The sequence below is a fragment of the Micromonospora sp. NPDC007271 genome, assembly GCF_040634005.1.
In the GTDB taxonomy this organism is placed as follows: Bacteria; Actinomycetota; Actinomycetes; order Mycobacteriales; family Micromonosporaceae; genus Micromonospora.
Window position 1 is genome coordinate 39,430 of record NZ_JBEYER010000012.1, and the last position, 22,243, is coordinate 61,672.

The window sequence follows — 22,243 nt, forward strand, 5'->3', positions numbered from 1 at the left end:
TTCAGGCCGGATCCGTGCCCTCCTGGCCCGGCAGCGACCACAGCGCCGCCCGCAGCTCGGTCCGGCCGGTCACCCCGAGCTTGCTGTAGACCCGCTGGAGGTGGTTCTCCACGGTGCGCGTGGACAGGTAGAGCCGCTCGGCGATGGCCCGGCTGGTCTCCCCGTCGGCGGCGAGCCGGGCGATCTCCCACTCGCGTTCGCTCAGCGTCGGCCGGAGCAGCCGCAGCGCCGGCGTGTCCACCTGCCCGCAGCCGCGGAGCAGGGCGGCCAGTCGTTCCCGCGCCGGGCCGGTCGCGGCGGCCCGGCCGCCCCGCATCCCGTGCAGGGCCATCGCGGTCGCCTCGGCGGCGTACACCGTCAGCTCCCGGGCGGCGAATCCGTCGGCGACGGCGAGCAGTTCGGTGGGGGAGCCCTCGACCGCGGCGCGAGCGTACCGGGCGACCAGCGGCGGCAGCATCCCGTCGACCCGCTCGGAGAGCTCGGCGAGCCGCTGCGCCACCGTGCGCCGCCCGCCGTCCGTGCAGGTCGGCCCGACCGGGGCGGTGGCCCGGCCCAGCCGGACCAGGTCGAGCAGGACCAGCAGCTCGTGGCCGGCGAGGCCGTCCTCGCGCAGCCGGTCGGCCAGCGCGCAGAGCTGCTTGGCGGCCGTCGGCACGTCACCGGCGGCGGCGTGCGCGGCGCCCCGGGCCTGCTCCAGCCACGGGTACAGCACGGCCATGCCCGGCGCGTGCGTGCGGTCCGCCTCGGCCATCGCCTCCGCGGCGTGTGCCGCGTCGCCGCGCAGGGCCGCCGCCTGGGCCCGCTCGGCGTGCGCCAGCCCGGCGTAGACCCGGCTGGTGGCGAGCACCGCGCAGGCGTCGAGGCTGATCTTGAGCGCCTCGTCGCCGCGCCCGCGCAGCCGCGCCGCGTACGCCTGCAGGATGGCCAGGTAGCCGGTGCCGAGCCGGAAGTCCCCCGCGCCGGCCAGGTCGGCGAACTCGTCGGCCACGATCGCGTCGATGCCGGCCAGATCGCCGGAGAGCGTCAGCCGGGTACCCCGGGCCAGCTCCATCGCGAGCTGGAGGTACGGCATGTCGTCCCGCCAACGCGCCGCCTCGGCCTGCACCCGGGCGATCGCGGTGGCGCTGCGCCGGTAGTGCCCCTGCGCGGCCTGCAGGTGGGCGATCGTGCACCGGGCCAGCTCCCGCGCGGCCGTCGGCGAGGCCGGCCGGTCCAGCACCGCCTGGGCGAGCCGCAGCGCGCTGCCGGTCTCCAACCGGTGCAGCCGCATGATCGCCTCGAAGGCGCGGACGCGGGCCTGGTCGGCCGAGTCGGTCAGCTCGTCGCCGCGCTCGGCGATCTCCTCGACCGTGGACTCCCGGCTGAGCCCCCAGTAGCTGACCATGCCGCGGACCGTCAGCCAGCGGCTGCGCCGCCGGGAGTCGTGGACCGCCTCGGCGACCGAGTCGAGCACCTGGATCGCCTCTTCCGGCCGGTCGGCGAACATCAGGATGGTGGCGAGCAGCTCCGCCGCGTCGGAACCGCCGTCGGCGTCCAGCGCCGCCCGGGCCAGCCGGGTCGCCAGCGGCACGTCGTACCGGCCGAAGGCCTGGGCGGCGGCGCCGAGCAGCAGGGCCGCATCCTGTGCCGTGCCCGAGTCGAGCCGCCACACCGCGACCCGTAGCAGGTCGTCCCGGCGGCGCGTGCCGACCTGCTCCAGCAGCCCCGCCAGGGTGGCCTGCAGCCGCCGGGTGCGGCTGACCGGGCAGTGCCGGCGGATCACCTCGCCGTAGAGCGGGTGGGCCAGCCGGACGTTCAGCCGCCGGTCGTCGTGGACCAGGGTGATCAGGCCGCGCTCCTCGGCGAGTTCCACGTCGCCCGGGTCGACCGCCTTCTCCAGCAGTTGCAGGCCGAGCGGCTCGCCGAAGGCGACCAGCTCGACCACCGACCGCACGCCCGGGGTGAGCTGGCCGATCCGGGTGTCGATCAAATCGGTGAGACTGGGTGCCAGCTCCAGCCGGCCGGTCCACTTCCAGATCCCGTACGTGCGGCTCAGCTCGCCGCCGCCGGAGGCGGCCAGCACCAACTCGCGCAGCAGCAGCGGGTTGCCCGCGGAGAGCCGGAACAGCCGCTGCGACGACTTCGCGTCGACCGGTCCGCCCAGGATCGCGGCGAGCAGCCCGGTGGTCTCGGTCGGGCCGAGCGGGCCGAGCTCGACCAGGTCGACCAGGTCGTCGGTCCACAGGGCGCGGATCGGCAGGGGAATCTGCTCCCCGTCGCGCAGCGTCCCGATCACGGTCGCGTTCTCGGCGCGGGCGATCAGGTGGACCAGCGCCGCCGAGGGCGGGTCGAGCAGGTGCACGTCGTCGATCGCGAGCACGATCGCCCGGCCGGCGGCCTGTTCCTGGAGCACGTCCACGGCCCAGCGGAGGATCCCGGCGGGGGAGAGCCCCTGCGGCTGCTCGGCGGGAAGCACCTGGACCAGCCCGCCGAAGGGCAGCGCCGCCGTGGTGGCGCTGGCGGCGACGGACCAGATCGCGTACCGGTCGGTGGGGAGGCGCGCCAGCCCCTCGCGCAGCAGGCGGCTCTTGCCGACCCCGGCACTGCCGCTGAAGAGCAGCCCGCGGCACTCGGGGCCGCCGACCGCCGACAACAGACGGTTGAGTTCATCCGCCCGGCCGACGAAGTCCCACCGACTCATCGGTGCAGCATATCGACGGTAATCCGTCCGCGTGCGGACCGTCACGCAGCGAAATTGAGTAATCTGTTCATCACCCGTGAGTAGCCGGAGTGTTCGGTGTCGGGTGTCCGACACTCGTACCCTTCCGACATCCGGTCGCCCCGGCCGGATGTCTTCCATGCGGCCGGCCCGCAATCCGGTCGCCCAACGGGAGGTCTCCTGATGAAGCCGGGTCCTCTCCACTCGGTCGGCGGGCCCGGTCCGAGTGGGCCGGCCGCGTCACGCTGCGCGCCGTTGCCCGCCCGGCTCGGGGCTGCCGATCCCGGCCCCGACGACCCGCTGGCCGTCGTCGTCGCGGGCCCGGCCGGGGCCGGCCGCCGCGAGCTGCTCGCCGGCCTGCTCGGGGTGGAGGCCGGGATGCTGGCCGTGCCCGCCGGCAGCTACCTGCTCGTCAACCACGCCAAGGCGCCGACCCGCGCCGCGTACGTGCCGGGCTACCGCCAGCCGCACTCGTACGGCGCGGATCCGCTCGCCGCCGGCCCGGCGCTCGCCCGCCCGCCCCGTCGGGTGGAGCTGAGCCTGCCGGACCCGCTGCTGCGGCACTTCGCGCTGCTCGACGCGCCGGACACCGGCTCGCTCGGCGTCGCCGCCGCCCGGGTGCTGCTCGACGCGGTGGGCCGGGCCGGCGCCCTGCTCTTCGTGATCTCCGCCGACCAGGCGTTCACCGCCGCCGAGCTGCACCTGCTGGCTGAGGTGGCCCGCGCCCGGGTCGAGGTGGTCTTCGCGGTCACCCCGGGGGTCGCCGGCTGGGCGACGACGACGGACGGCACGGGGGCGTCCGTCCCGTCGGCCGGTCCGCCGGCAGCGCGCGCCGCGGCCCGGCCGGTCGACCCGGTGCAGGTCTCCGTCGCGGCGCACCGCGCCACCCTGCTGTCCGCGGTGCCCGACCTCGCCGCGGCCCGCTGGTACCCGGTGCGGCAGGCCGACCAGGCGGCCCTGCGCCGCGCCCTGGTCGGCTGGGCGGCGGACGAGGGGCTGCGACGGGCCAGCGCCCATCCGCCGGAGCCGCCCGGCGCGCACGCCCGGGTGGGCGTCGTGCCGGGGCTCGACCCCGGTGACCTCGCCGAGCGGCTGGACCGCCAGGCCCGCACCTGCGCCCAGCGGATCCGCCAGCACATCGCGCTCGAGCTGGCCAACGTCCACCTCCGGGTGGTGCAGGAGGTCGTCTTCGGGGTCGGCTGCGTCGGCCTGCCGCAGCTGCTGGACCAGGAGATGGAGGCGCTGTCGCTGCTCGCCACCGCGCAGTGCGACGAGGCGATCCGGGGCATCGTCGACGACGCGACCGCGCGGATCTTCGGGGCGCCGCTGGCGGAGGGGGTCCGTCGCCGGGTCGTCCACGCCGTGCGCTGGGGCCTCGCCGACCAGCCGGCCGGCCGGGAGCTGGACAAGGTGCTCCTGGTCACCAGCACGGCCGGGGTCGCCGGGCTGGCCGGCAGCGGAGCTCTCGACGCGCTGGCGGCCTTCCCCGGCGCGCCGCGCGACGAGACGCTGCCCCCGATCGGGGTGGCCCTGTCCGGCGGCTGCTGGCAGCAGTGGCGCGCCCCCGGCAACGACGACCCGAACGGCGCGCGTTCCTGGGCGCAGCGGGCGCTGCGCGAGGTCGAGCTGGAGTTGACCCGCGAGGTGTCCCGGCGCTTCGAGGCGGTGCGGCTCTCGCTGGACGCGGTGCTCACCGATGCTCTCGACCACGGCATCCTGCTCGCCTGAGGCCGGCATCGCCGGCCGGTCGCCCGGGTCGCCGTACGCGGCGCGGGCGGGTGAACCGGGCCAGCCGGGCGTTCCGATTCATCGGTCGCCCGGATCTGGTGGCACGATGGGGGGCATGGCGGCTCCGCAGGTTGCGCCGGTCGAGACGCCGGACACCGATGAGGTGCCGGTCTCCGACCGGCCGTGGGTGACGATCGTCTGGGACGATCCGGTGAACCTCATGACGTACGTGACCTGGGTGTTCCAGAAGCTCTTCGGATACAGCCGGGAGAAGGCCGAGCAGCTCATGCTGGACGTGCACCACAAGGGCAAGGCCGTGGTCTCCAGCGGCGCCCGCGAGCGGATGGAGCACGACGCGTCGCAGTTGCACGCGTACGGGCTCTGGGCGACGGTGGACAAGTCGTGAGTATGTTTCGTCGCTACGGCGACCGCTACGTGGCCACCTTCGCCGTGGACGAGGTGCGGGTGCTGCGCAAGGTGGCCTCCGAGGTGGTCGGCCTGCTCACCGACGGCTTCGACCACGGCGATCCGGTGGTCGGCCGGCTCTTCCCCGAGGTCTACCCGGGGGATACGGCCGGCACCGCCGAGTTCCGCCGCTACACGGAGGGGGACCTCAAGACCGCCAAGATCGACCAGGCCGGGGCGATCCTCGCCGCGCTGCCCGACGGCGACGTCGGCGGCGAGGTGCGCCTCGACGCCGAGGCGGCCGAGGCGTGGCTGCGCGCGCTCAACGACGCCCGACTGGCGATGGGGGTCCGGCTGGAGATCAAGGACGGCACCGACGTGGGGGAGGAGATCGACGAGGCGGTCGCCGTGGACCCCACCTCGTCGCGGGTGTTCCAACTGTCGGTATACGCCTACCTGGGTTACCTCCAGGAATCCCTGCTCAACGCCCTGATCGACTGAGTGGTGACGGCTGCCACCTCGCCGCCCGCAACCGGCAGGCGCTAGGCTGGTCGGCGTGCTGAGCATCGACCGGTCGATCATCGACGCGATCGTGGCCCATGCTCGTCGGGATCACCCGGACGAGGCGTGCGGCGTGGTCGCCGGTCCCGTCGGCAGCGACACCCCGACCCGGCACATCCCGATGGACAACGCCGCCCGCTCGATGACGTTCTACGAGTTCGACTCGATGGAGCAGCTGCGGGTGTGGCGGGAGATGGACGACCGCGACGAGGAGCCGATCGTCATCTACCATTCGCACACCGCGACCGAGGCCCATCCGTCCCGGACGGACGTCGCCTTCGCCGGTGAGCCGGGAGCGCACTACCTGCTCGTCTCGACCCGCGAGCCCGACACGGAGGAGATCCGCTCCTTCCGCATCGTCGACGGCGTGGTCACCGAGGAGCCGGTCCGGATCGTGGCTGCCGCCGTGGACCCGCACGCCGTCCAGTCCTACATGTTCGGGCAGAGCCCGGCGACGGTCGACTACGAGTGTTCCGGCCGCTGATCTTTCCAGCGCCGGCACACCATCCCGCTACCCGTCACCTGGCACGACCCGAACAAGGAGCACAGACATGGCCATCGAGGTTCGCATTCCCACCATCCTGCGTAGCTACACCGGCGGCGCCAAGGTCGTCGAGGGCTCCGGCGACACGCTGGCCGACCTGCTCGCCGACCTGGACTCGCGGCACGCCGGCCTGAAGGCCCGGCTGGTCACCGACGCCGGCGCGCTGCACCGGTTCGTCAACGTCTACGTCAACGACGAGGACGTCCGCTTCCTCGGCGCACTCGACGCCAAGCTCAACGACGGCGACAGCGTCACCATCCTGCCCGCCGTGGCCGGCGGCGCGTTCGGCTTCGCCGCGGCAGCCGCGATCGCGCAGCACAGCGCCGCCGCCGCGGCGACCGCGCGGCACAGCGCCGTCGCGGGTGCCGCGACCGTCCGCTGAGGACGCTCGTCATGGCACGCTACGACAGCCTGCTCGACGCGTGTGGGGGCACGCCCCTGGTCGGGCTGCCCCGGCTCTCGCCGACGGTGCCCGACGGGGCGCCGCCGGTGCGACTCTGGGCCAAGCTGGAGGATCGGAATCCGACCGGCAGCATCAAGGACCGGGCGGCCCTCCACATGGTCCGGGCGGCCGAGGCGGCCGGCCGGCTCCGGCAGGGTGACACGATCCTGGAGCCGACCAGCGGCAACACCGGCATCTCCCTGGCCATGGTGGCCAAGCTGCGCGGCTACCGGCTGGTCTGCGTGATGCCGGAGAACGTCTCCACGGAGCGGGTCCAGCTGCTGCGGATGTACGGCGCCGAGATCATCTTTTCGCCGGCCGCCGGCGGCTCGAACCAGGCCGTGGCGACCGCGAAGCAGATCGCGGCCGAGCACCCCGACTGGGTGATGCTCTACCAGTACGGCAACGAGGCGAACGCCCGGGCGCACTACGAGACGACCGGGCCGGAGCTGCTGCAGGACCTGCCCACGATCACCCACTTCGTGGCGGGCCTCGGCACCACCGGCACCCTCATGGGCACCGGGCGCTACCTGCGGGAGAAGGTCGAGGGCATCCAGATCGTCGCCGCCGAGCCCCGCTACGGCGAGCTGGTCTACGGCCTGCGCAACATCGACGAGGGCTACGTTCCCGAGCTCTACGACGCCGGGGTCCTCTCCCGGCGCTTCTCGGTGGGCACCCGCGACGCGGTGCTGCGTACCCGGCAGCTCGTCGAGGTGGAGGGGATCTTCGCCGGCTTCTCCACCGGGGCGATCCTGCACGCCGCCCTGGCGGTGGCGCACGAGGCGGTCCGCGACGGCCGCGGGGCCGACGTCGCCTTCGTGGTCGCCGACGGTGGCTGGAAGTACCTCTCGACCGGGGCGTACGGCGGCACCCTCGCCGACGCCGAGGGGGCCCTGGAGGGGCAGCTCTGGGCCTGACGGCCCGCGAATCGGGTCGGCCGGCGGCACCCGTCGGCCGGCCCCTTCCTGCCCCGGAACGGGACGCGTACGGGTGTCACGTTGATGACAACTTCCGCCAGATGATTCTTGCCGACCGGGCCGGCGCGTAGGCTGCGCAGCGTGGCGTACGCGTCGATAGAGATCATCGGCGGGGCGACTGCCGGCGCGTCGGCTACCAACCGTGACATCGAGGCGACCGGATGCGACTGACCGTCCTCGGCTGCGCCGGCAGCTTCCCCGGCCCCGAGTCTCCCTGCTCCGCATACCTGATGGAGGCGGAGGGCTTCCGGCTCCTGATCGACTTCGGCTCGGGAGCGCTCTCCACGCTCCAGCGCTACGCCGGGCTGCACGCCCCCGACGCCATCCTCCTCACCCACCTGCACTGCGACCACATGCTCGACGCGGTGTCGTACGTGGTGGTGCGCCGGTACGCCCCGGACGGCCCGTACCCGCCGTTGCCGATGTACGCGCCGTCCGGCGCGCCGGACCGGCTGGCCACCGCCTACGGGCAGGACGACGGCACGGTCGAGGACGTCTACCAGTTCTACGGCCTGCAGCCGGGCACGTTCCCGATCGGCCCGTTCACCGTCACCGTCGACCGGATGAACCACCCGGTCGAGACGTACGGGGTGCGGCTGGAGCACGACGGCCGGGTCTTCTGCTACTCGTCGGACACCGCGCCGTGCGAGGCGCTGCTGCGCCTGGCCCAGTCGGCCGACCTGTTCCTCTGCGAGGCCAGCTACCTCGACGGTGTGGAGAACCCGCCGGACCTGCACCTGACCGGCCGGGAGGCCGGCGAGGCGGCGACCAAGGCGGGGGTGGCCAAGCTGCTGCTCACCCACCTGGTCGCGGCATGGGGCAGCGAGGCGCACACCGTCGAGGCGGCGTCCGGGGCGTACAGCGGGCCGGTGGAAGTGGTCCGCGCCGGCGCCTGCTACGACGTCTGACCGGGCGACGGCGGAGCACTCGCTCCCGACATCGGTGGGGTCAGCGCGCCGGTACGGGCCACCCGGCAACGGTTCGATCACCGCACCGCATAGGGTGCAGTCATGGCGCGACCTGACGGGCGGCAGCCCGACCAACTCCGACCGGTGACCCTGACCCGGGGCTGGAGCACGCACCCGGAGGGCTCGGTCCTCGTCGAGTTCGGGGCGACCCGGGTGCTGTGCACGGCGAGCGTGACCGAGGGGGTGCCCCGCTGGCGCAAGGGCTCCGGGCTCGGCTGGGTCACCGCCGAGTACGCGATGCTGCCCCGGGCCACGAACACCCGCTCGGACCGGGAGAGCGTGAAGGGCAGGGTCGGCGGGCGGACCCACGAGATCTCCCGGCTGATCGGCCGCAGCCTGCGCGCCTGTGTCGACCTGAAGGCCCTCGGCGAGAACTCCATCGTGCTCGACTGTGACGTGCTCCAGGCCGACGGCGGCACCCGGACCGCGGCGATCACCGGCGCGTACGTGGCGCTGCACGACGCGGTGACCTGGCTGGCCGAGCGCAAGGCCCTCGTCGGCAAGGTCGAGAAGGTGATGCACCGCTCGGTGGCCGCGGTCAGCGTCGGCATCGTCGAGGGCGAGCCGCGGCTGGACCTCTGCTACGCCGAGGACGTGGCCGCCGAGGTCGACATGAACGTGGTCTGCACCGGCACCGGCGACTTCGTCGAGGTGCAGGGGACGGGTGAGGCCGGGGTCTTCGCCCGCGAGCAGCTCGACGCCCTGCTGGACCTGGGCGTGATGGGCTGCCTGGAACTGGCCGACGCGCAGCGGAAGGCGCTTTCATGAACAAGGTGCTCCTGGCCACCCGTAACCGCAAGAAGCTCGTCGAGCTGCAGCGGATCCTCGACGGCGCGCTCGGCGCCCACCGGATCGCCCTGCTCGGCCTCGACGACGTCGAGGCGTACCCGGAGCTGCCGGAGACCGGCCTGACCTTCGGCGAGAACGCGCTGATCAAGGCCCGGGAGGGCTGCCGGCGCACCGGCCTGCCGACCATCGCCGACGACTCCGGCCTGGCCGTGGACGCGCTCAACGGCATGCCGGGGGTGTTCAGCGCCCGCTGGTCCGGCCGGCACGGCGACGACCAGGCCAACCTGCAGCTCGTGCTGGACCAGATCGCCGACCTGCCCGACGAGCACCGGGCCGCCTCCTTCGTCTGCACCGTGGCGCTGGTGCTGCCCGGCGGCAAGGAGCACCTGGTCGACGGCCGCCAGGCCGGCCGGCTGCTGCGCGCGCCGCGCGGCGACGGCGGCTTCGGGTACGACCCGATCTTCCTCGGGGACGGCCAGGAGCGCACCAACGCGGAGCTGACCCCGGAGGAGAAGGACGCGGTCAGCCATCGCGGCAAGGCGCTGCGCGAGCTGGCGAAGCTGGCCGCCAAGGTGCTCCCGCCGGCCGTCTGACCACCCCGCGGCTCCCGGCGCGATCGCCCTGATCACCGCCGTCGGTCAGCGGTGGCGCAGCGTGGTGAGGTCGCCCAGTTCCCGCACGGCCACCCGGTCCTCGACGGCCAGCACGGTGAGCATCCGCTCCACCTCGGTGAGGGTGGCGTACCGGCCCACCGAGACGGCGGCCTCGGTGTCCAGCTCCTCCACCCACAGGCCGCCGGGCTGCCAGGTGGTCTGCACACAGCCACCGGAACGACCGAAACAGGTCAGGTAGTCGTAGCTCAGCGGCCGCATGGCCCGCACCAGCACCAGCGCCTCGGCCAGATCCATCGGCACGCTCCGGTCGGCACCGAGCGGGTGGTCGGCGGTGACCTCCAGGAAGCCGACCGGGGCAGGCGCGGGCACCCCGGTCGGCGGCAGGCCGCGCAGCCGACGGACCAGTTCCAGCCCGTCGTGCCGGCCCACGGTCAGCTCCGGCCCGCCCGGCTCGGCGTACACCCCCACCAGCGCGTCGCCCTCCCGGCGCACCTCCATCGAGCGGCCCGCACAGGTCAGGCGGATCCGGACGGCGGCCGGCAGCCAGGGCAGGTGCAGGGTGGTGAGCCGGCCCGCGGGGGTCGGCCCCGCCGCCGGGGCGTGCACCCCGGTCCAGTCCCCGAGCAGCTCCACGTCGACCTCGGCGTCATCGTCCACGGTCGCCGGTACGGCGGCGAGCCGGCCGGCCCGGCGGCGGCGCCAGGTCATCGGCACCCTGATCCGGGTGCCGGCGTCGCCGTCCCAGTCCACGGTCAGCCCCTCGGCCCGCAGCGCCGCCGCCACCTCCGCGCCGATCTCTGCGGTCGGCGGCTGCTCGAACAGCCCGTACGCGATGTCCACTCCGGCCCCTTCGACGCCGCGCTCGGCGTCCTGCCGGTGGTAGAACGCGTAGCCGCGCGGCTCCACCCCGCGCGGCGCCTCCGCCCCGATCTCGCCCAGACCGCAGTTCTGGCAGCAGGTGAAGTTCTCCCGGGCGATCACACCGGCCGCGTTGAGCGCGCGGAAGGCGGCGGTGAGTCGGTTGCTGTCGGTCACCTCCGGCCAGCTCTCCTGCTCGGCCAGGTGCGCGCTCAACTCCTCGGCCACCACCGGCCAGGCCAGCTCGGCGAGCCGGCCCGGCTCGGCCCGGCCGTGCAGGTACTCCACCGCCTCGGCGACAATGGCCGCGGCCGGCAGCTCGGCCAGCGCCACCTGCCGACGTACGAAGGCCCGCAGCTCGGTGTGGGTGCGGCGCTCGTCCGGGGCGTCGGCGTCGGCGGGGACCGGGGTGGTCACGGCGGGGTCGTCGGTCACGGCGTCGAACGCTAACAGTCGGGACCGACATCGCCGCCGGTCAGCCGAGTGGGCCGACCTCCCGTTCGATCGCCGCCCGCAGCTCGGGCCCGCGCAGCACCTCCCGGGCGGCCTCCATCAGCGGGGCGAGGAACACGTCCGGCCCCGGCTCGCCCATCGTGTCGGCGAGGGCGGCGAGGGCGGCCCGCCCGGCCGGCGACGGGGCCAGCGGGGCCCGCAGCTGGAGCCCGCGTACGGCGGCCAGCAGCTCCACCGCGAGGATGCTGTTCAGGTTGTCCAGCACCGTCCGGAGCTTCTTGGTCGCCGCCCAGCCCATCGAGACGTGGTCCTCCTGCATCCCGCTGGTGGGCAGCGAGTCCACCGAGGCGGGCGCGGCCAGCCGCCGGTTCTCCGCGACGATTCCGGCCGCCGTGTACTGGGCGATCATCAGCCCGGAGTTGACCCCGGCGTCGGGGGACAGGAACGCGGGCAGGTCCCGGGAGCGGGTGACGTCGAGCAGCCGGTCCACCCGGCGTTCCGCGATGGCGCCCACCTCGGCGGCGGCGATGGCCAGGTAGTCGGCGGCGAAGCCGAGCGGCGCACCGTGGAAGTTGCCGGTCGACTCGACCCGACCGTCCGGCAGCACCACCGGGTTGTCCACCACGGACCGCAGCTCCCGCCCGGCCACCGTCTCGACGAAGTCGAGGGTGTCCCGGGCCGCGCCGGCCACCTGGGGCGCGCAGCGCATCGAGTACGCGTCCTGCACCGCGTGCGCCAGGTCGTGGCGGTGTGAGTCCATCACCGCCGAGTCCTGCAGCAGCTTGTGGATGTTCGCCGCCGAGGCCGTCTGGCCGGGGTGTGGCCGGATCGCGTGCAGTTCGGGCAGGAACGGCCGTTCCGAGCCGAGCATCGCCTCGATCGCCAGGGCGGCGGTCACGTCGGCCATGGCGAACAGGTGCCGGGCGTCGTGGATGGCCAGCAGCAGCATGCCGAGCATGCCGTCGGTGCCGTTGATCAGCGCCAGCCCCTCCTTGGCGGCCAGCTCGATCGGCGCCAGCCCGACCCGGCGCAGCGCCTCGCCGCCGGGGATCCGCTCACCGGCCGGGCCGAGCACCCAGCCCTCCCCGAGCAGCACCAGCGCGCAGTGCGCCAGCGGCGCCAGGTCGCCGGAGGCGCCGAGCGAGCCGTGCTCCGGCACCCACGGGGTGACCTCGTGGTTGAGCAGGTCGATCAGGGCCTCGGCGACCAGCGGCCGGACCCCGGAACGACCGAGGGCGAGCGAGCGTACCCGCAGCAGCATCATCGCCCGGACCACCTCGCGGGGCATCGGGGCGCCCACCCCGGCGGCGTGCGAGCGGATCAGCGCGTGCTGCAGCTCGGCCCGCCGCTCGGGCGCGACGAAGGTGTTCGCCAGGGCCCCGAAGCCGGTGGAGACGCCGTAGACGGGCCGGCCGGCGGCCTCGATGCCGTCCACGATGGACCGGCTGGCGGTCATCGCCTCCACTGCGGCCGGATCGAGCACGATCTTGGCGGTGCCGCGCGCGACCGCGAGCACGTCGGCGGGCGAGATTCCGGTGGGCTGAATGGTCACGGTCATTGGGGCACTCCGTTGTGCAGAACCTGGCGGATCAAGGGCACACCGGGCCGGTAGGCCAGGTGCAGGTGGGAAGGGGCGTCGAGGATCATGAGGTCGGCCCGGGTGCCGGGCGCCAGTCGTCCGACGTCGGTGCGGCGCAGCGCCGCCGCCCCGCCGGCGGTCGCCGCCCACACCGCCTCCGCCGGGGTCATCCGCATCTCGCGTACGGCGAGGGCGATGCAGAACGGCATCGACGAGGTGTACGACGACCCGGGGTTGCAGTCGGTGGCGAGGGCCACGGTGACTCCCGCGTCGAGCAGCCGGCGGGCGTCCGGGTACGGCGACCGGGTGGAGAACTCCGCGCCGGGCAGCAGGGCCGCGACGGTCTCCGCGGCGGCGAGCGCGTCGATGTCGGCGTCGGACAGGTGGGTGCAGTGGTCGACGCTGGCCGCGCCCAGCTCCACCCCGAGCTGCACGCCCGGCCCGGGGCCGAGCTGGTTGGCGTGCACCCGCACGCCCAGCCCGACCGCCTGCCCGCAGGCGAGGATCGCCCGGGCGTGGTCCACGTCGAAGGCGCCCCGCTCGCAGAACACGTCGATCCAGCGGGCGTACGGGGCGGCGGCGGCCAGCATCGGGCCGCAGACCATGCCGACGTAGTCGTCGGGGCGGTCGGCGTACTCGGCGGGCACGACGTGCGCGCCGAGGAACGTGGTGTCCTCGGTGAACTCGGCGGCGATCCGCAGCGAGCGAGCCTCGTCGGCGACCGTCAGCCCGTACCCGCTCTTGATCTCGATGGTGGTGGTGCCCTGCCGCATCGCCTCGGCGCGCAGCCGGCGGACGGTGGCCCGCAGCTGCTCGTCGCTGGCGGCGCGGGTGGCGCCCACGGTGGTCCGGATGCCACCCCCGGTGTACGGCTCGCCGGCCATCCGGGCGGCGAACTCGGCGGCCCGGTCCCCGGCGAAGACCAGGTGGGCGTGGCTGTCCACGAAGCCGGGCAGCACGGCCGCCCCCGCGGCGTCGATCCGCCGGTCGGCGGCCGGGGCGTCCCGGGCCGGGCCGACCCAGGCCACCACGCCGTCCTCGACCAGCAGCGCCGCGTCGCGCCGGATGCCCAGCGGGCCGCCCTCGCCCGACCCGTAGGAGTTGGTGACCAGCTCCCCGATGTTGTCCACCAGCAGGCTGCTCATGCGGTGCCGCCTTCCGCTCGCGACTGCGGGGCTCGCAAACCCGGCTCACTCCTCGCGCTCACGATCGGGTCACCTCCTTGATGGCGGCGCGCAGCTCGGTGGGCACGTCGACGGTCAGGTGCCGGCCGTCGGCGACCACGGTCCGCCCGTCGACCACCACGTGCGTGACGTCGGCGGCGGTGGCCGCGAAGAACGCGCCGACCGGCGGCACCCCGGCCGTCCGGGCGCTGTCCAGCCGTACCGTGACCAGGTCGGCCCGGTCGCCGACCGACAGCCGGCCGGCGTCCCCCCAGCCGAGGGCGGCGTGCCCGGCGGCGGTGGCGGCGGTGACCAGCTCGGCGGTGGTGAAATGCCCCCGCCGGCGGGTGCGCAGCCGTTCGTCCAGCTCCACCGCGCGCGCCTCCTCGAACAGGTCCACCACGGCGTGGCTGTCGCTGCCCAGGCTGAGCGGGCTGCCCGCCTCGGCCATCCGGCGGGCCGGCCCGATCCCGTCGGCCAGGTCCCGCTCGGTGGTGGGGCAGAGGCAGATCCCGGTCCGGCTGTCCCCGAGCAGGGTGAGGTCGGCGCTGGTCGGGTGGGTGGCGTGCACGGCCGTGGTGTGCCGGCCGAGCACCCCGTGGTCGGCCAGCAGCCGGGTCGGGGTGCAGCCGTGCACGGCCCGGCAGGCGTCGTTCTCGGCCGGCTGCTCGGAGAGGTGCACGTGCAGCGGCCGGCCCTGGCGGTCCGCCCAGCCGGCCACCGTGGCGAGCTGCTCCGCCGGCACCGCCCGCACCGAGTGGATCGCCGCGCCCACCCGGGCGTGGTCGTCGCCCGGGGTGAACGCGCTGACCCGCTCCGCCCAGCGCAGCGCGTCCCCGTCGCCGAACCGCCGCTGCGGCCCGGCCAGCGGCGCGCCGTCCACCCCGGCGGTCAGGTACGCGGTGTCCAGCAGCGTGATCCGGATGCCGGCGTGCGCGGCGGCCTCCACCAGCGCCGCCGACATCGCGTTCGGGTCGGCGTACGGGGTGCCGTCCGGGCCGTGGTGCAGGTAGTGGAACTCGCCGACGCAGGTGATCCCGGCGAGCGCCATCTCCGCGTACGCGGCCCGGGCCAGGGCCAGGTACGAGTCCGGGTCGAGCCGGGCGGCGACCGTGTACATGACGTCCCGCCAGCTCCAGAAGTCGCCCCGCCCGCCGTGGGTACGCCCGCGCAGCGCCCGGTGGAAGGCGTGCGAGTGGGCGTTGGCCAGGCCGGGCAGGGTGAGGCCGGGCAGTCGTACCGCGTCGCGCAGCACCTCGACCCCGGCGGCCGGCGTATCCGTGCCGACCAGCGGGGTGACCGCGGTGATCCGGCCGTCCTCGGCCTCGATCAGCACGTCGGGCGTGGGCTCGGCATGGTCCGGCAGCCAGGCGTACTCGGCCAGCCAGCGGGTGGCAGTCATCCTTCTCGCCCCCTTTGGAGCTGAGTCGTTGGTGATGTCACCGGACGCCGGCACCGGGCCGGTCGGCATCCCAGGCGAGCCCGACCTGGCCGGTTCACGCGCGCCGCCACACCGCGCCGAGTCGTCTGCGACATCAGCTCGAAAGGCGCCCAGAAGTTTCCTGCCGTCGCCCCGCGACCCGCCGGGGCCGACTGCCGGACGGTCACGCGGGCCGGCATGCCAGCTCCTCCAGCACCCGCGCCAGGGCGGTCACCCCGGCTGCGCAGTCGGCGTCGGTGGCGGACTCGGCGGGGGAGTGCGACACCCCGGTCGGGTTGCGCACGAACAGCATCGCGGTGGGCACGTGCGCGGCCAGCACCCCCGCGTCGTGCCCCGCCCCGGTGGGCAGCACCGGCGCGTCGAGCAGCCGGGCCAGCCGGTCGGCCAGCCCACCGTCGAACGCCACCAGCGGAGTGGCCGACTCCTCGGTGCAGGTCAGCTCGGTGCCGTCCCGCCGCGCCCGCTCGGCGGCCTTGTCCCGGACCGCGTCGACCAGGCCGTGCAGCGTCTCCGGCTCGGCCGCCCGGGCGTCCAGCCAGCCGGTCACCCGGGACGGGATCGCGTTGGTGGCGTTCGGCTCCACCGACACCCGGCCCACGGTGGCGTGCGCGTCGCGCAGCCGGGCCTCCTTGTTCGCCGCGAGCACGGTGAACGCGTAGGTGAGCATCGGGTCGCGGCGGTCGGCCATCCGGGTCGTACCCGCGTGGTTGCCCTCGCCGTGGAAGTCGAACCGCCAGCGGCCGTGCGGCCAGATCGCGCTGGCCACCGCGACCGGCGCGCCCTGGTCGACCAGCGCGCGGCCCTGCTCCACGTGCAGCTCCACGAAGGCCGCGAAGCGGCCGAGCAGGCCCGGGTCGGCGCCCGCCGGCCGGTCGCCCAGCGCCTCGGCGAAGCTCACCCCGGCCGCGTCGCGCAGCCCGGCCGCGCGCTCCACCGCGATCTCCCCGGTGAGCAGCCGCGACCCCAGGCAGGGTACGCCGAAGCGGCCCCCCTCCTCCTCCACGAACGCGGCCACCGCCACCGGCCGGACCGGGGCGACGCCGGCCGCCCGCAGCTCGTCCACGGCGAGGAACCCGCTGACGATGCCGAGCGGCCCGTCGTACGCCCCGCCGTGCGGCACCGAGTCGAAGTGGCTGCCGGTCAGCACCGCGTCCCCGGCGTCCGGGTCGCCCCACCAGGCGAACAGGTTGCCGTTGCCGTCCTCGTGCACCGGCATGCCGCGCTGGTCCGCCTGCTCCCGGAACCACTCCCGCAGCCGCAGCTCCGGCTCGGTCAGCGCGTACCGCAGGTACCCGCCGCTGCCGGCGTCCCGCCCGACCGGCGCGATCTCGTCCCACAGCTTCCGGAACCGGGCGACCAGGTCCGTCACGCCGTGCCCTCCGCCATCGGCACCCGGACGCCCGTGCGGGTGGCGACCTCGCGGGCGTCGTCGTAGCCGGCGTCGACGTGCCGGATGACGCCCATGGCCGGGTCGTTGGTGAGCACCCGCTCGATCTTCTGCCCGGCCAGGGCGCTGCCGTCGGCGACGCAGACCTGGCCGGCGTGGATGGACCGGCCGATGCCCACCCCGCCGCCGTGGTGGATGGACACCCAGGACGCCCCGCTGGCCGTGTTGACCAGCGCGTTGAGCAGCGGCCAGTCGGCGATCGCGTCGGAGCCGTCGGCCATCGCCTCGGTCTCCCGGTAGGGGCTGGCCACGCTGCCGCAGTCCAGGTGGTCCCGGCCGATCACCACCGGCGCGCTCAGCTCGCCCGAGGCGACCATCTCGTTGAACCGCACCCCGGCCTTGTCCCGCTCGCCGTAGCCGAGCCAGCAGATCCGGGCCGGCAGGCCCTGGAAGGCGACCCGCTCGCCGGCCATCCGGATCCACCGGGCCAGGGACTCGTTCTCGGGGAACAGGTCGAGGATGGCCCGGTCGGTGGCCGCGATGTCGGCCGGGTCGCCGGAGAGCGCCGCCCAGCGGAACGGGCCCTTGCCCTCGCAGAACAGCGGCCGGATGTACGCCGGCACGAAGCCGGGGAAGTCGAAGGCCCGCTCGTACCCGCCGAGCTTCGCCTCGCCGCGGATCGAGTTGCCGTAGTCGAAGACCTCCGCGCCCGCGTCGAGGAAGCCGACCATCGCCTCGACGTGCTTCGCCATCGACGCCCGCGCCCGGTCGGTGAACTCGGCCGGCTTCGCCGCCGCGTAGTCCCGGGCGTCGGCTGGTTCCACCCCCTCCGGCAGGTACGACAGCGGGTCGTGGGCGCTGGTCTGGTCGGTCACGATGTCGATGGCGACGCCCCGGCGCAGCAGCTCCGGGAAGATCGTCGCCGCGTTGCCCACGACACCGACGGAGAGGGCGCGACGGTCCCGCTTCGCGGCGAGCGCCCGCTCGACCGCGTCGTCCAGGGAATCGGCGATCTCGTCCAGGTAGCGGTCGTGCGCCCGGCGCTCCAGCCGGCTACGGTCCACGTCCACGATCAGGCAGGCGCCGCCGTTCATGGTCACCGCGAGGGGCTGCGCCCCGCCCATCCCGCCGCAGCCGGCGGTCAGCGTCAGCGTGCCCGCCAGGCTTCCCCCGAACCGCTTCGCGGCCACCGCCGCGAACGTCTCGTACGTGCCCTGGAGGATGCCCTGGGTGCCGATGTAGATCCAGGAACCGGCGGTCATCTGCCCGTACATGGTCAGCCCGAGCTGCTCGAGGCGGCGGAACTCCGGCCAGGTGGCCCAGTCGCCGACCAGGTTCGAGTTGGCCAGCAGCACCCGGGGCGCCCACTCGTGCGTACGCATGACGCCCACCGGGCGGCCGGACTGCACCAGCATCGTCTCGTCGTCCCGCAGGTCGGTCAGCGTCCGCACCAGGGCGTGGTACGACGGCCAGTCCCGCGCGGCCTTGCCGGTGCCGCCGTAGACCACCAGGTCCTCGGGGCGCTCGGCCACCTCGGGGTCGAGGTTGTTCATCAGCATCCGCAGCGCGGCCTCCTGCGGCCACCCCTTGGCGGTGCGTGTGCTGCCGCGAGCGGCGCGGACGGGCTGGTGCATTTCGTACTCCTCTCAGCTGAGGAACAACTGACGGCGGGCGGCGGACGACTCGAACGCCTCGAGCCGGGCCTGGGTCTCGGCCGGGGCGGCGTCACAGATCGCCTGGAGCACCACCATGGCCAGGGTCATCGGGGCGGTGTGCAGATCGAAGACCAGGTCGGTGCCGACGGCGGCGGGCAGCACCACCTCGGCGTGCTCGGTGGCCGGGCTCACCGGCGAGTCGGTGATCGCCACGACGGTCAGCCCGACGTCCCGCGCCTCGCGCAGCGCCTCCAGGGTCTCCCGGGGGTAGCGGGGCAGCACGAAGGCCAGCAGCGCGGTCGCCCCGGCCGCCGCGGCCTGCTCCAGCCGGTCGGCCAGCAGGCTGCCTCCGTCGTCGAGCACCCGCACGTCCGGGTGCACCTTCGCCGCGAAGTACGCGAAGTACGCCGCGAGGGGCGCGGCGGCGCGCAGCCCGAGCACCGGCAGCGGACGGCTGGCCGCGAGCAGCTTGCCGACCTCGGCGATCCGGGCGGCGTCGGCGAGCTGCCCGGCGAGCCGGTCGAGGTTGCCCAGCTCGGCGCGGACGGCCCGCTGGAGGGCGTTTCCGCCGTCGGCCGGGTCGGTGTCGCCGGTGGCGGACAGCTCCCGCAGCCGGCGGCGCAGGGCGGGGTAGCCGTCGTGGCCGAGCGCCATCGCGAACCGGGTCACCGACGGCTGGCTGACCCCGGCCAGCTCGGCGACCTCCGCCGCCGACAGGTACGCCGCCGCGGCCGCATGCTGCACGAGGCAGTGTGCGATCCGGCGCTGGGTCGGGGTGAGCCGCACGCCGTGGAAGAGGTCGAGCAGGCGGTCGGTGGGCGCCGCACCGCTTTCATTCATGCTGCGACTCTATGCATAAAAACTTTCAGCTGGCAAGCCGCTCCGGTGTGCCGGCCGGTCGCCTGGACCACCCCTCGGGCGGCCGAGTCCACCCTGCGCAAAGACCCGACCGGCGGACGAACGGACGGGCGCGCTCTCTGTACTATCCGCACGGCGGGTGAGCAGAGGAGTGGGGATGCAACCGGACGGTCCGTACAGGTTCACCGAGACACTGGGTGAGTGCCAGGTCGGCCGCGCCTGGGCGGCTCTCGACGGGCAGGACCGGCCGGTGACCGTCGTCGTGCTGGAGGGCGCGGCGGCAGGTGACCAGCGGTGGCGGGAGGCGTTCAGCAACGCGGCCAACGTGCTGGCGCAGACACCGGACGGTCACCGCTACGTCAACGCCGACTTCACCGCCGCCCAGCCCTGGGTCGCGTACCTGTCCGAAGAGGACGGAGCGGCCGCCCGGCTGTTCCAGACCCTCGGGATGGACTACCAGCGCACGGAGACCGCGGAGATGCTCCCGCCGCCGCCGGAGCCCATCTCCGCCCCGCCCCAGCTGCCGTGGGCTCCGCAGCCCTGGGCGGTGGCGCCCCAGCCGGTCTCCGGCGTACCGATGTCACCGGTCGCCGTCCCCGCGCTGTCCGTAGCGCCCGCCACACCTGCCACCCCCGCGACGCCCGCTGCCGCTGATCCACTCGATTCGTCCGGCGGGCCCCGGATCGCCCCCGTGCGGCCGGAGCCGAAGCGGCGCGACTGGATCTCGATCGCCGGCGCGCTGGTGCTCACCCTGGTCGCCGGCACCGCCGGGTTCTTCCTCGGCGGGGGCCGCGACAAGGGGGCCGAGGCGCCCTCGCCGTCGGCCAGCCCCTCCCTCCAGCCCTACGAGGCGACGCAGTTCTCCATCAACAAGGCCAAGTTCGAAGGCGACCTGGCATCGCTCGCCGAGCCCTGGCTGACCCGGATCGGCGGCTGCGTGGTCTACAACCAGCCCGGTGCCCCGAAGTTGCCGGCCGACGAGAAGGGGCACCTCTTCTGCCACTACGGCGGCGCGTGGCTGCACTTCACGCTCTACCCGGGCAAGAAGCAGAAGGACACGGCGCGGACGTACCGCCAGGGGCTCAACCTCGCCGGAGCCACGCTGGCGCCGGGGCTGCGCGAATCGGCCCGCACTACTGGCGGCGTGACCGGCGCGACCGGCAGCTACGTCGAGTACGCCTTCGAGGGCGAGGACGGCCGGCCGATCTGCGGTATCTGGTGGGACCGGGACGACATCGATGGGGCCTTCTACATCGAGACGCCCTGCAAGGACGGCATGGCAGACAACTGGGACGCCTTGCGGGACCTGTGGCGCCGAGGCAGTTGATTGTGGAGCCCGCGGGCACGCCGCGTCATCCCTTGCTGATCAGCGCGACCGGCTCCACTCCGTCGGTGACCTGTTCGACCTGGTAGCCGGCGAGCGCCTGCCGCCAGGCCGCCGCCTCGTCGCCGATGACGTGCGAGCGGATCAGCCAGACTCGCCCGCCGTCGCCGCGCCGGGCGGCCAGCTCCACCGCCTGCTGAAGGCTGGCGAGGATGGCCGCCGTGTCGTGGCCCGGGACCACCACGACGTCGGGACGATCAGGCATCTCAACCCACCAGCCCACGGTGTTGCCATGCGGTGCGACCAGCTCGATCCTGTCGCTTTTCGAGTAGAACGCGAAGCCGTACCAGGCCCCGTTGTTCATGACGACGACGTCGTTCGTGGAGCGGTGCTTGGCCACGTACCTGGTTGCCGACCGGACGTCCGTGACCGCGATCGCCGTGTAGTAGAGGCCCGGCGTGTTTCCGTCGAACCGGTACCAGCGGCCGTTGTTGACGGCGTACAGACCGACCAGGAGCGCGCAGACGGCCGCGGCCACGACAGCGGGCCGCGCCCGTGGGAGCACGCGGCAGGTGAGGTCGGCCGTCAGGTTCGCCAGGCCGGCGACCCCGATGCCGGCCACGGCGGCCGCCGTGACGAGCAGGAAGTGTGAGGTACGCAGCTCCAGCAGCGGATAGATCTTCGCGACCCCCACCGTCACCGCCGCCACGGGCAGCAGGCTCACCGCGATCGCGGAGGCGAGGCGATCCCGCTTGACGAGGGTCCACGCACCGGCGACGAGCAGGCCGGCAACGACCAAGGCGGGCGCCCCGACCACCGGGGCCAGGCTGTCGAGCTGCTTGCCGAGGTAGCTGGGCAGCTCGGTCAGCCTGGGAAAGTTCGCGGCCCAGTACTGCTGCATGGGCTCATTCCGGCCCTGCGCGGAGATGCCGAAGTAGACAGCCGTGAGAATCAGGCCGGCGTTGAGCCCGGCCAGGGCCACCTCGATGAGCCGTGGCCACTGCCGCCGGATCGCGGCGGTCAGCAACAACGCGCCGAACGCGCACGGGGCCACGATCGCGGTCACGTGGCTGAACAGCATTCCCGCGGCGACCACGGCCGTGATCACACTGAGTCGCCGGCGGGACCAGTCCTGTTCGACCCACGCGACCAGGGCGAGCACAGCCACGGTGATGGCGGCGTCGGAGGTGTACTGCTTGAGGTCGTGGCGGACCTGTTGGGCAGGTAGGAGCAGGACCGCCGCGGCACAGGCGGCACCCGCCACGACGCCCCGGCCCGGCGTCGGCCAGCGCAGCGACCGGCCGAACGCGTACGCCGCCAGGACCGCGAGCCCGTGGAACGCCAGCGGCACCAGCCGCAGGTGGTCGGCATCGGGGACCAGTCGTAGCAGAAAGCTCCAACCGAGCGGGCTCGACGATGTGGTCACCGGCAGATCGTGAAGAGGGAACCGCACGGAGAGCGCGACCCACGCCTCGTCGAGCCAGTACGGCGCGGTGAGCATGGTCTTGACGTCGTGCACGATCGGAATGAGGCACAGCAGCACGAGGACGGCGGTGCTGTCCCACATGGTCGGGCGGGGTCTCGTCGCACGGACCGTCGGTCCGTCGGGTCTGCCGACGTCCGCTGGTTCGAGCTGTGCAACCACGCAGATCCCTACCCCGACTGCCGACCGGCTGGGCGTCACCCTAACGCACCGGCCGGGTGGATCAACAGGCTCGGGCCGCCCGGCCGGCCGGACACCGCCGAGGGTCCAGCGCGGGTGCTGCCGCGCGGAGGCCCGCTGCCGATAGGCGCCGGCT

At 74.2% G+C, this 22,243-nt stretch carries 19 protein-coding genes; 10 read left to right on the forward strand and 9 right to left on the reverse strand.

Translation table 11 applies throughout. From position 1 onward, the window contains the following. Window position 1 precedes the first annotated feature (1 nt). The gene (locus tag ABZ570_RS06865; RefSeq protein WP_358057974.1) at window positions 2-2,680 is read right to left on the reverse strand and encodes a LuxR C-terminal-related transcriptional regulator; all 2,679 of its coding nucleotides are present in this window, start codon (window positions 2,678-2,680) and stop codon (window positions 2-4) included. 273 nt (window positions 2,681-2,953) lie between these two features. Here ABZ570_RS06865 and ABZ570_RS06870 point away from each other — a divergent pair, with 273 nt between their 5' ends. The 9 genes from ABZ570_RS06870 (at window position 2,954) to rdgB (ending at window position 9,705) form a co-directional block, all read left to right on the forward strand. Beyond that, window positions 2,954-4,426 carry a hypothetical protein gene (locus ABZ570_RS06870; RefSeq protein ID WP_358057977.1) on the forward strand — a complete coding sequence of 491 codons (1,473 nt, stop codon included), beginning with the start codon at window positions 2,954-2,956 and terminating at the stop codon, window positions 4,424-4,426. Window positions 4,427-4,541: 115 nt separating this feature from the next. Next, window positions 4,542-4,832, forward strand: a complete 291-nt coding sequence (clpS, locus tag ABZ570_RS06875) for an ATP-dependent Clp protease adapter ClpS (protein ID WP_358057980.1) — start codon at window positions 4,542-4,544, stop codon at window positions 4,830-4,832. Between the two features lie 2 nt (window positions 4,833-4,834). Beyond that, window positions 4,835-5,332, forward strand: a complete 498-nt coding sequence (locus ABZ570_RS06880; RefSeq protein ID WP_358058111.1) for a DUF2017 domain-containing protein — start codon at window positions 4,835-4,837, stop codon at window positions 5,330-5,332. 55 nt (window positions 5,333-5,387) lie between these two features. Next, window positions 5,388-5,876 carry a M67 family metallopeptidase gene (locus tag ABZ570_RS06885; protein ID WP_358057983.1) on the forward strand — a complete coding sequence of 163 codons (489 nt, stop codon included), beginning with the start codon at window positions 5,388-5,390 and terminating at the stop codon, window positions 5,874-5,876. A gap of 67 nt (window positions 5,877-5,943) precedes the next feature. Continuing rightward, entirely contained in the window at window positions 5,944-6,318 is a 375-nt protein-coding gene (locus ABZ570_RS06890) for a MoaD/ThiS family protein (protein WP_358057986.1), read from the forward strand. 11 nt (window positions 6,319-6,329) lie between these two features. Then, on the forward strand, window positions 6,330-7,295 hold the full coding sequence (locus tag ABZ570_RS06895; RefSeq protein WP_358057989.1) for a cysteine synthase: 966 nt from the start codon (window positions 6,330-6,332) through the stop codon (window positions 7,293-7,295). A gap of 221 nt (window positions 7,296-7,516) precedes the next feature. Next, a complete protein-coding gene (locus ABZ570_RS06900) occupies window positions 7,517-8,263 on the forward strand; it encodes an MBL fold metallo-hydrolase (RefSeq protein WP_358057992.1) in 747 nt (248 codons plus the stop codon). A 102-nt stretch (window positions 8,264-8,365) separates the two neighbouring features. Beyond that, window positions 8,366-9,091, forward strand: a complete 726-nt coding sequence (rph, locus tag ABZ570_RS06905; RefSeq protein ID WP_358057995.1) for a ribonuclease PH — start codon at window positions 8,366-8,368, stop codon at window positions 9,089-9,091. Continuing rightward, window positions 9,088-9,705 (forward strand): RdgB/HAM1 family non-canonical purine NTP pyrophosphatase, encoded by a 618-nt coding sequence (rdgB, locus tag ABZ570_RS06910; RefSeq protein ID WP_358057998.1) that lies wholly within the window; start codon window positions 9,088-9,090, stop codon window positions 9,703-9,705. Before rph ends, rdgB begins: the two co-directional genes overlap by 4 nt. Window positions 9,706-9,750: 45 nt before the next feature. Here rdgB and ABZ570_RS06915 read toward each other — a convergent pair whose 3' ends face one another. The 7 genes from ABZ570_RS06915 to ABZ570_RS06945 form a co-directional block, all read right to left on the reverse strand. Next, window positions 9,751-11,019: a hypothetical protein gene (locus tag ABZ570_RS06915; protein ID WP_358058001.1), complete on the reverse strand. Its 1,269-nt coding sequence runs from the start codon at window positions 11,017-11,019 to the stop codon at window positions 9,751-9,753. Between the two features lie 40 nt (window positions 11,020-11,059). Next, a complete protein-coding gene (hutH, locus tag ABZ570_RS06920; RefSeq protein ID WP_358058004.1) occupies window positions 11,060-12,595 on the reverse strand; it encodes a histidine ammonia-lyase in 1,536 nt (511 codons plus the stop codon). Next, window positions 12,592-13,761: an imidazolonepropionase gene (hutI, locus tag ABZ570_RS06925; RefSeq protein ID WP_358058007.1), complete on the reverse strand. Its 1,170-nt coding sequence runs from the start codon at window positions 13,759-13,761 to the stop codon at window positions 12,592-12,594. Before hutI ends, hutH begins: the two co-directional genes overlap by 4 nt. 58 nt (window positions 13,762-13,819) lie before the next feature. Continuing rightward, on the reverse strand, window positions 13,820-15,181 hold the full coding sequence (locus ABZ570_RS06930; protein ID WP_358058010.1) for a formimidoylglutamate deiminase: 1,362 nt from the start codon (window positions 15,179-15,181) through the stop codon (window positions 13,820-13,822). A 202-nt stretch (window positions 15,182-15,383) separates the two neighbouring features. Further along, complete coding sequence (locus ABZ570_RS06935) at window positions 15,384-16,589, reverse strand: allantoate amidohydrolase (protein ID WP_358058013.1); 1,206 nt, start codon at window positions 16,587-16,589, stop codon at window positions 15,384-15,386. Continuing rightward, window positions 16,586-18,241, reverse strand: a complete 1,656-nt coding sequence (hutU, locus tag ABZ570_RS06940) for a urocanate hydratase (protein ID WP_358058016.1) — start codon at window positions 18,239-18,241, stop codon at window positions 16,586-16,588. Before hutU ends, ABZ570_RS06935 begins: the two co-directional genes overlap by 4 nt. Before the next feature lie 12 nt (window positions 18,242-18,253). Continuing rightward, window positions 18,254-19,102 (reverse strand): MurR/RpiR family transcriptional regulator, encoded by an 849-nt coding sequence (locus ABZ570_RS06945; RefSeq protein ID WP_358058019.1) that lies wholly within the window; start codon window positions 19,100-19,102, stop codon window positions 18,254-18,256. A 175-nt stretch (window positions 19,103-19,277) separates the two neighbouring features. Between ABZ570_RS06945 and ABZ570_RS06950 the strand changes: the two genes are divergently transcribed. Further along, window positions 19,278-20,447 carry a hypothetical protein gene (locus ABZ570_RS06950; RefSeq protein ID WP_358058022.1) on the forward strand — a complete coding sequence of 390 codons (1,170 nt, stop codon included), beginning with the start codon at window positions 19,278-19,280 and terminating at the stop codon, window positions 20,445-20,447. Window positions 20,448-20,472: 25 nt separating this feature from the next. On the opposite strand, the gene ABZ570_RS06955 is transcribed toward ABZ570_RS06950, so the two are convergent. Then, a complete protein-coding gene (locus ABZ570_RS06955) occupies window positions 20,473-22,011 on the reverse strand; it encodes a hypothetical protein (RefSeq protein WP_358058025.1) in 1,539 nt (512 codons plus the stop codon). Window positions 22,012-22,243: the final 232 nt, after the last annotated feature.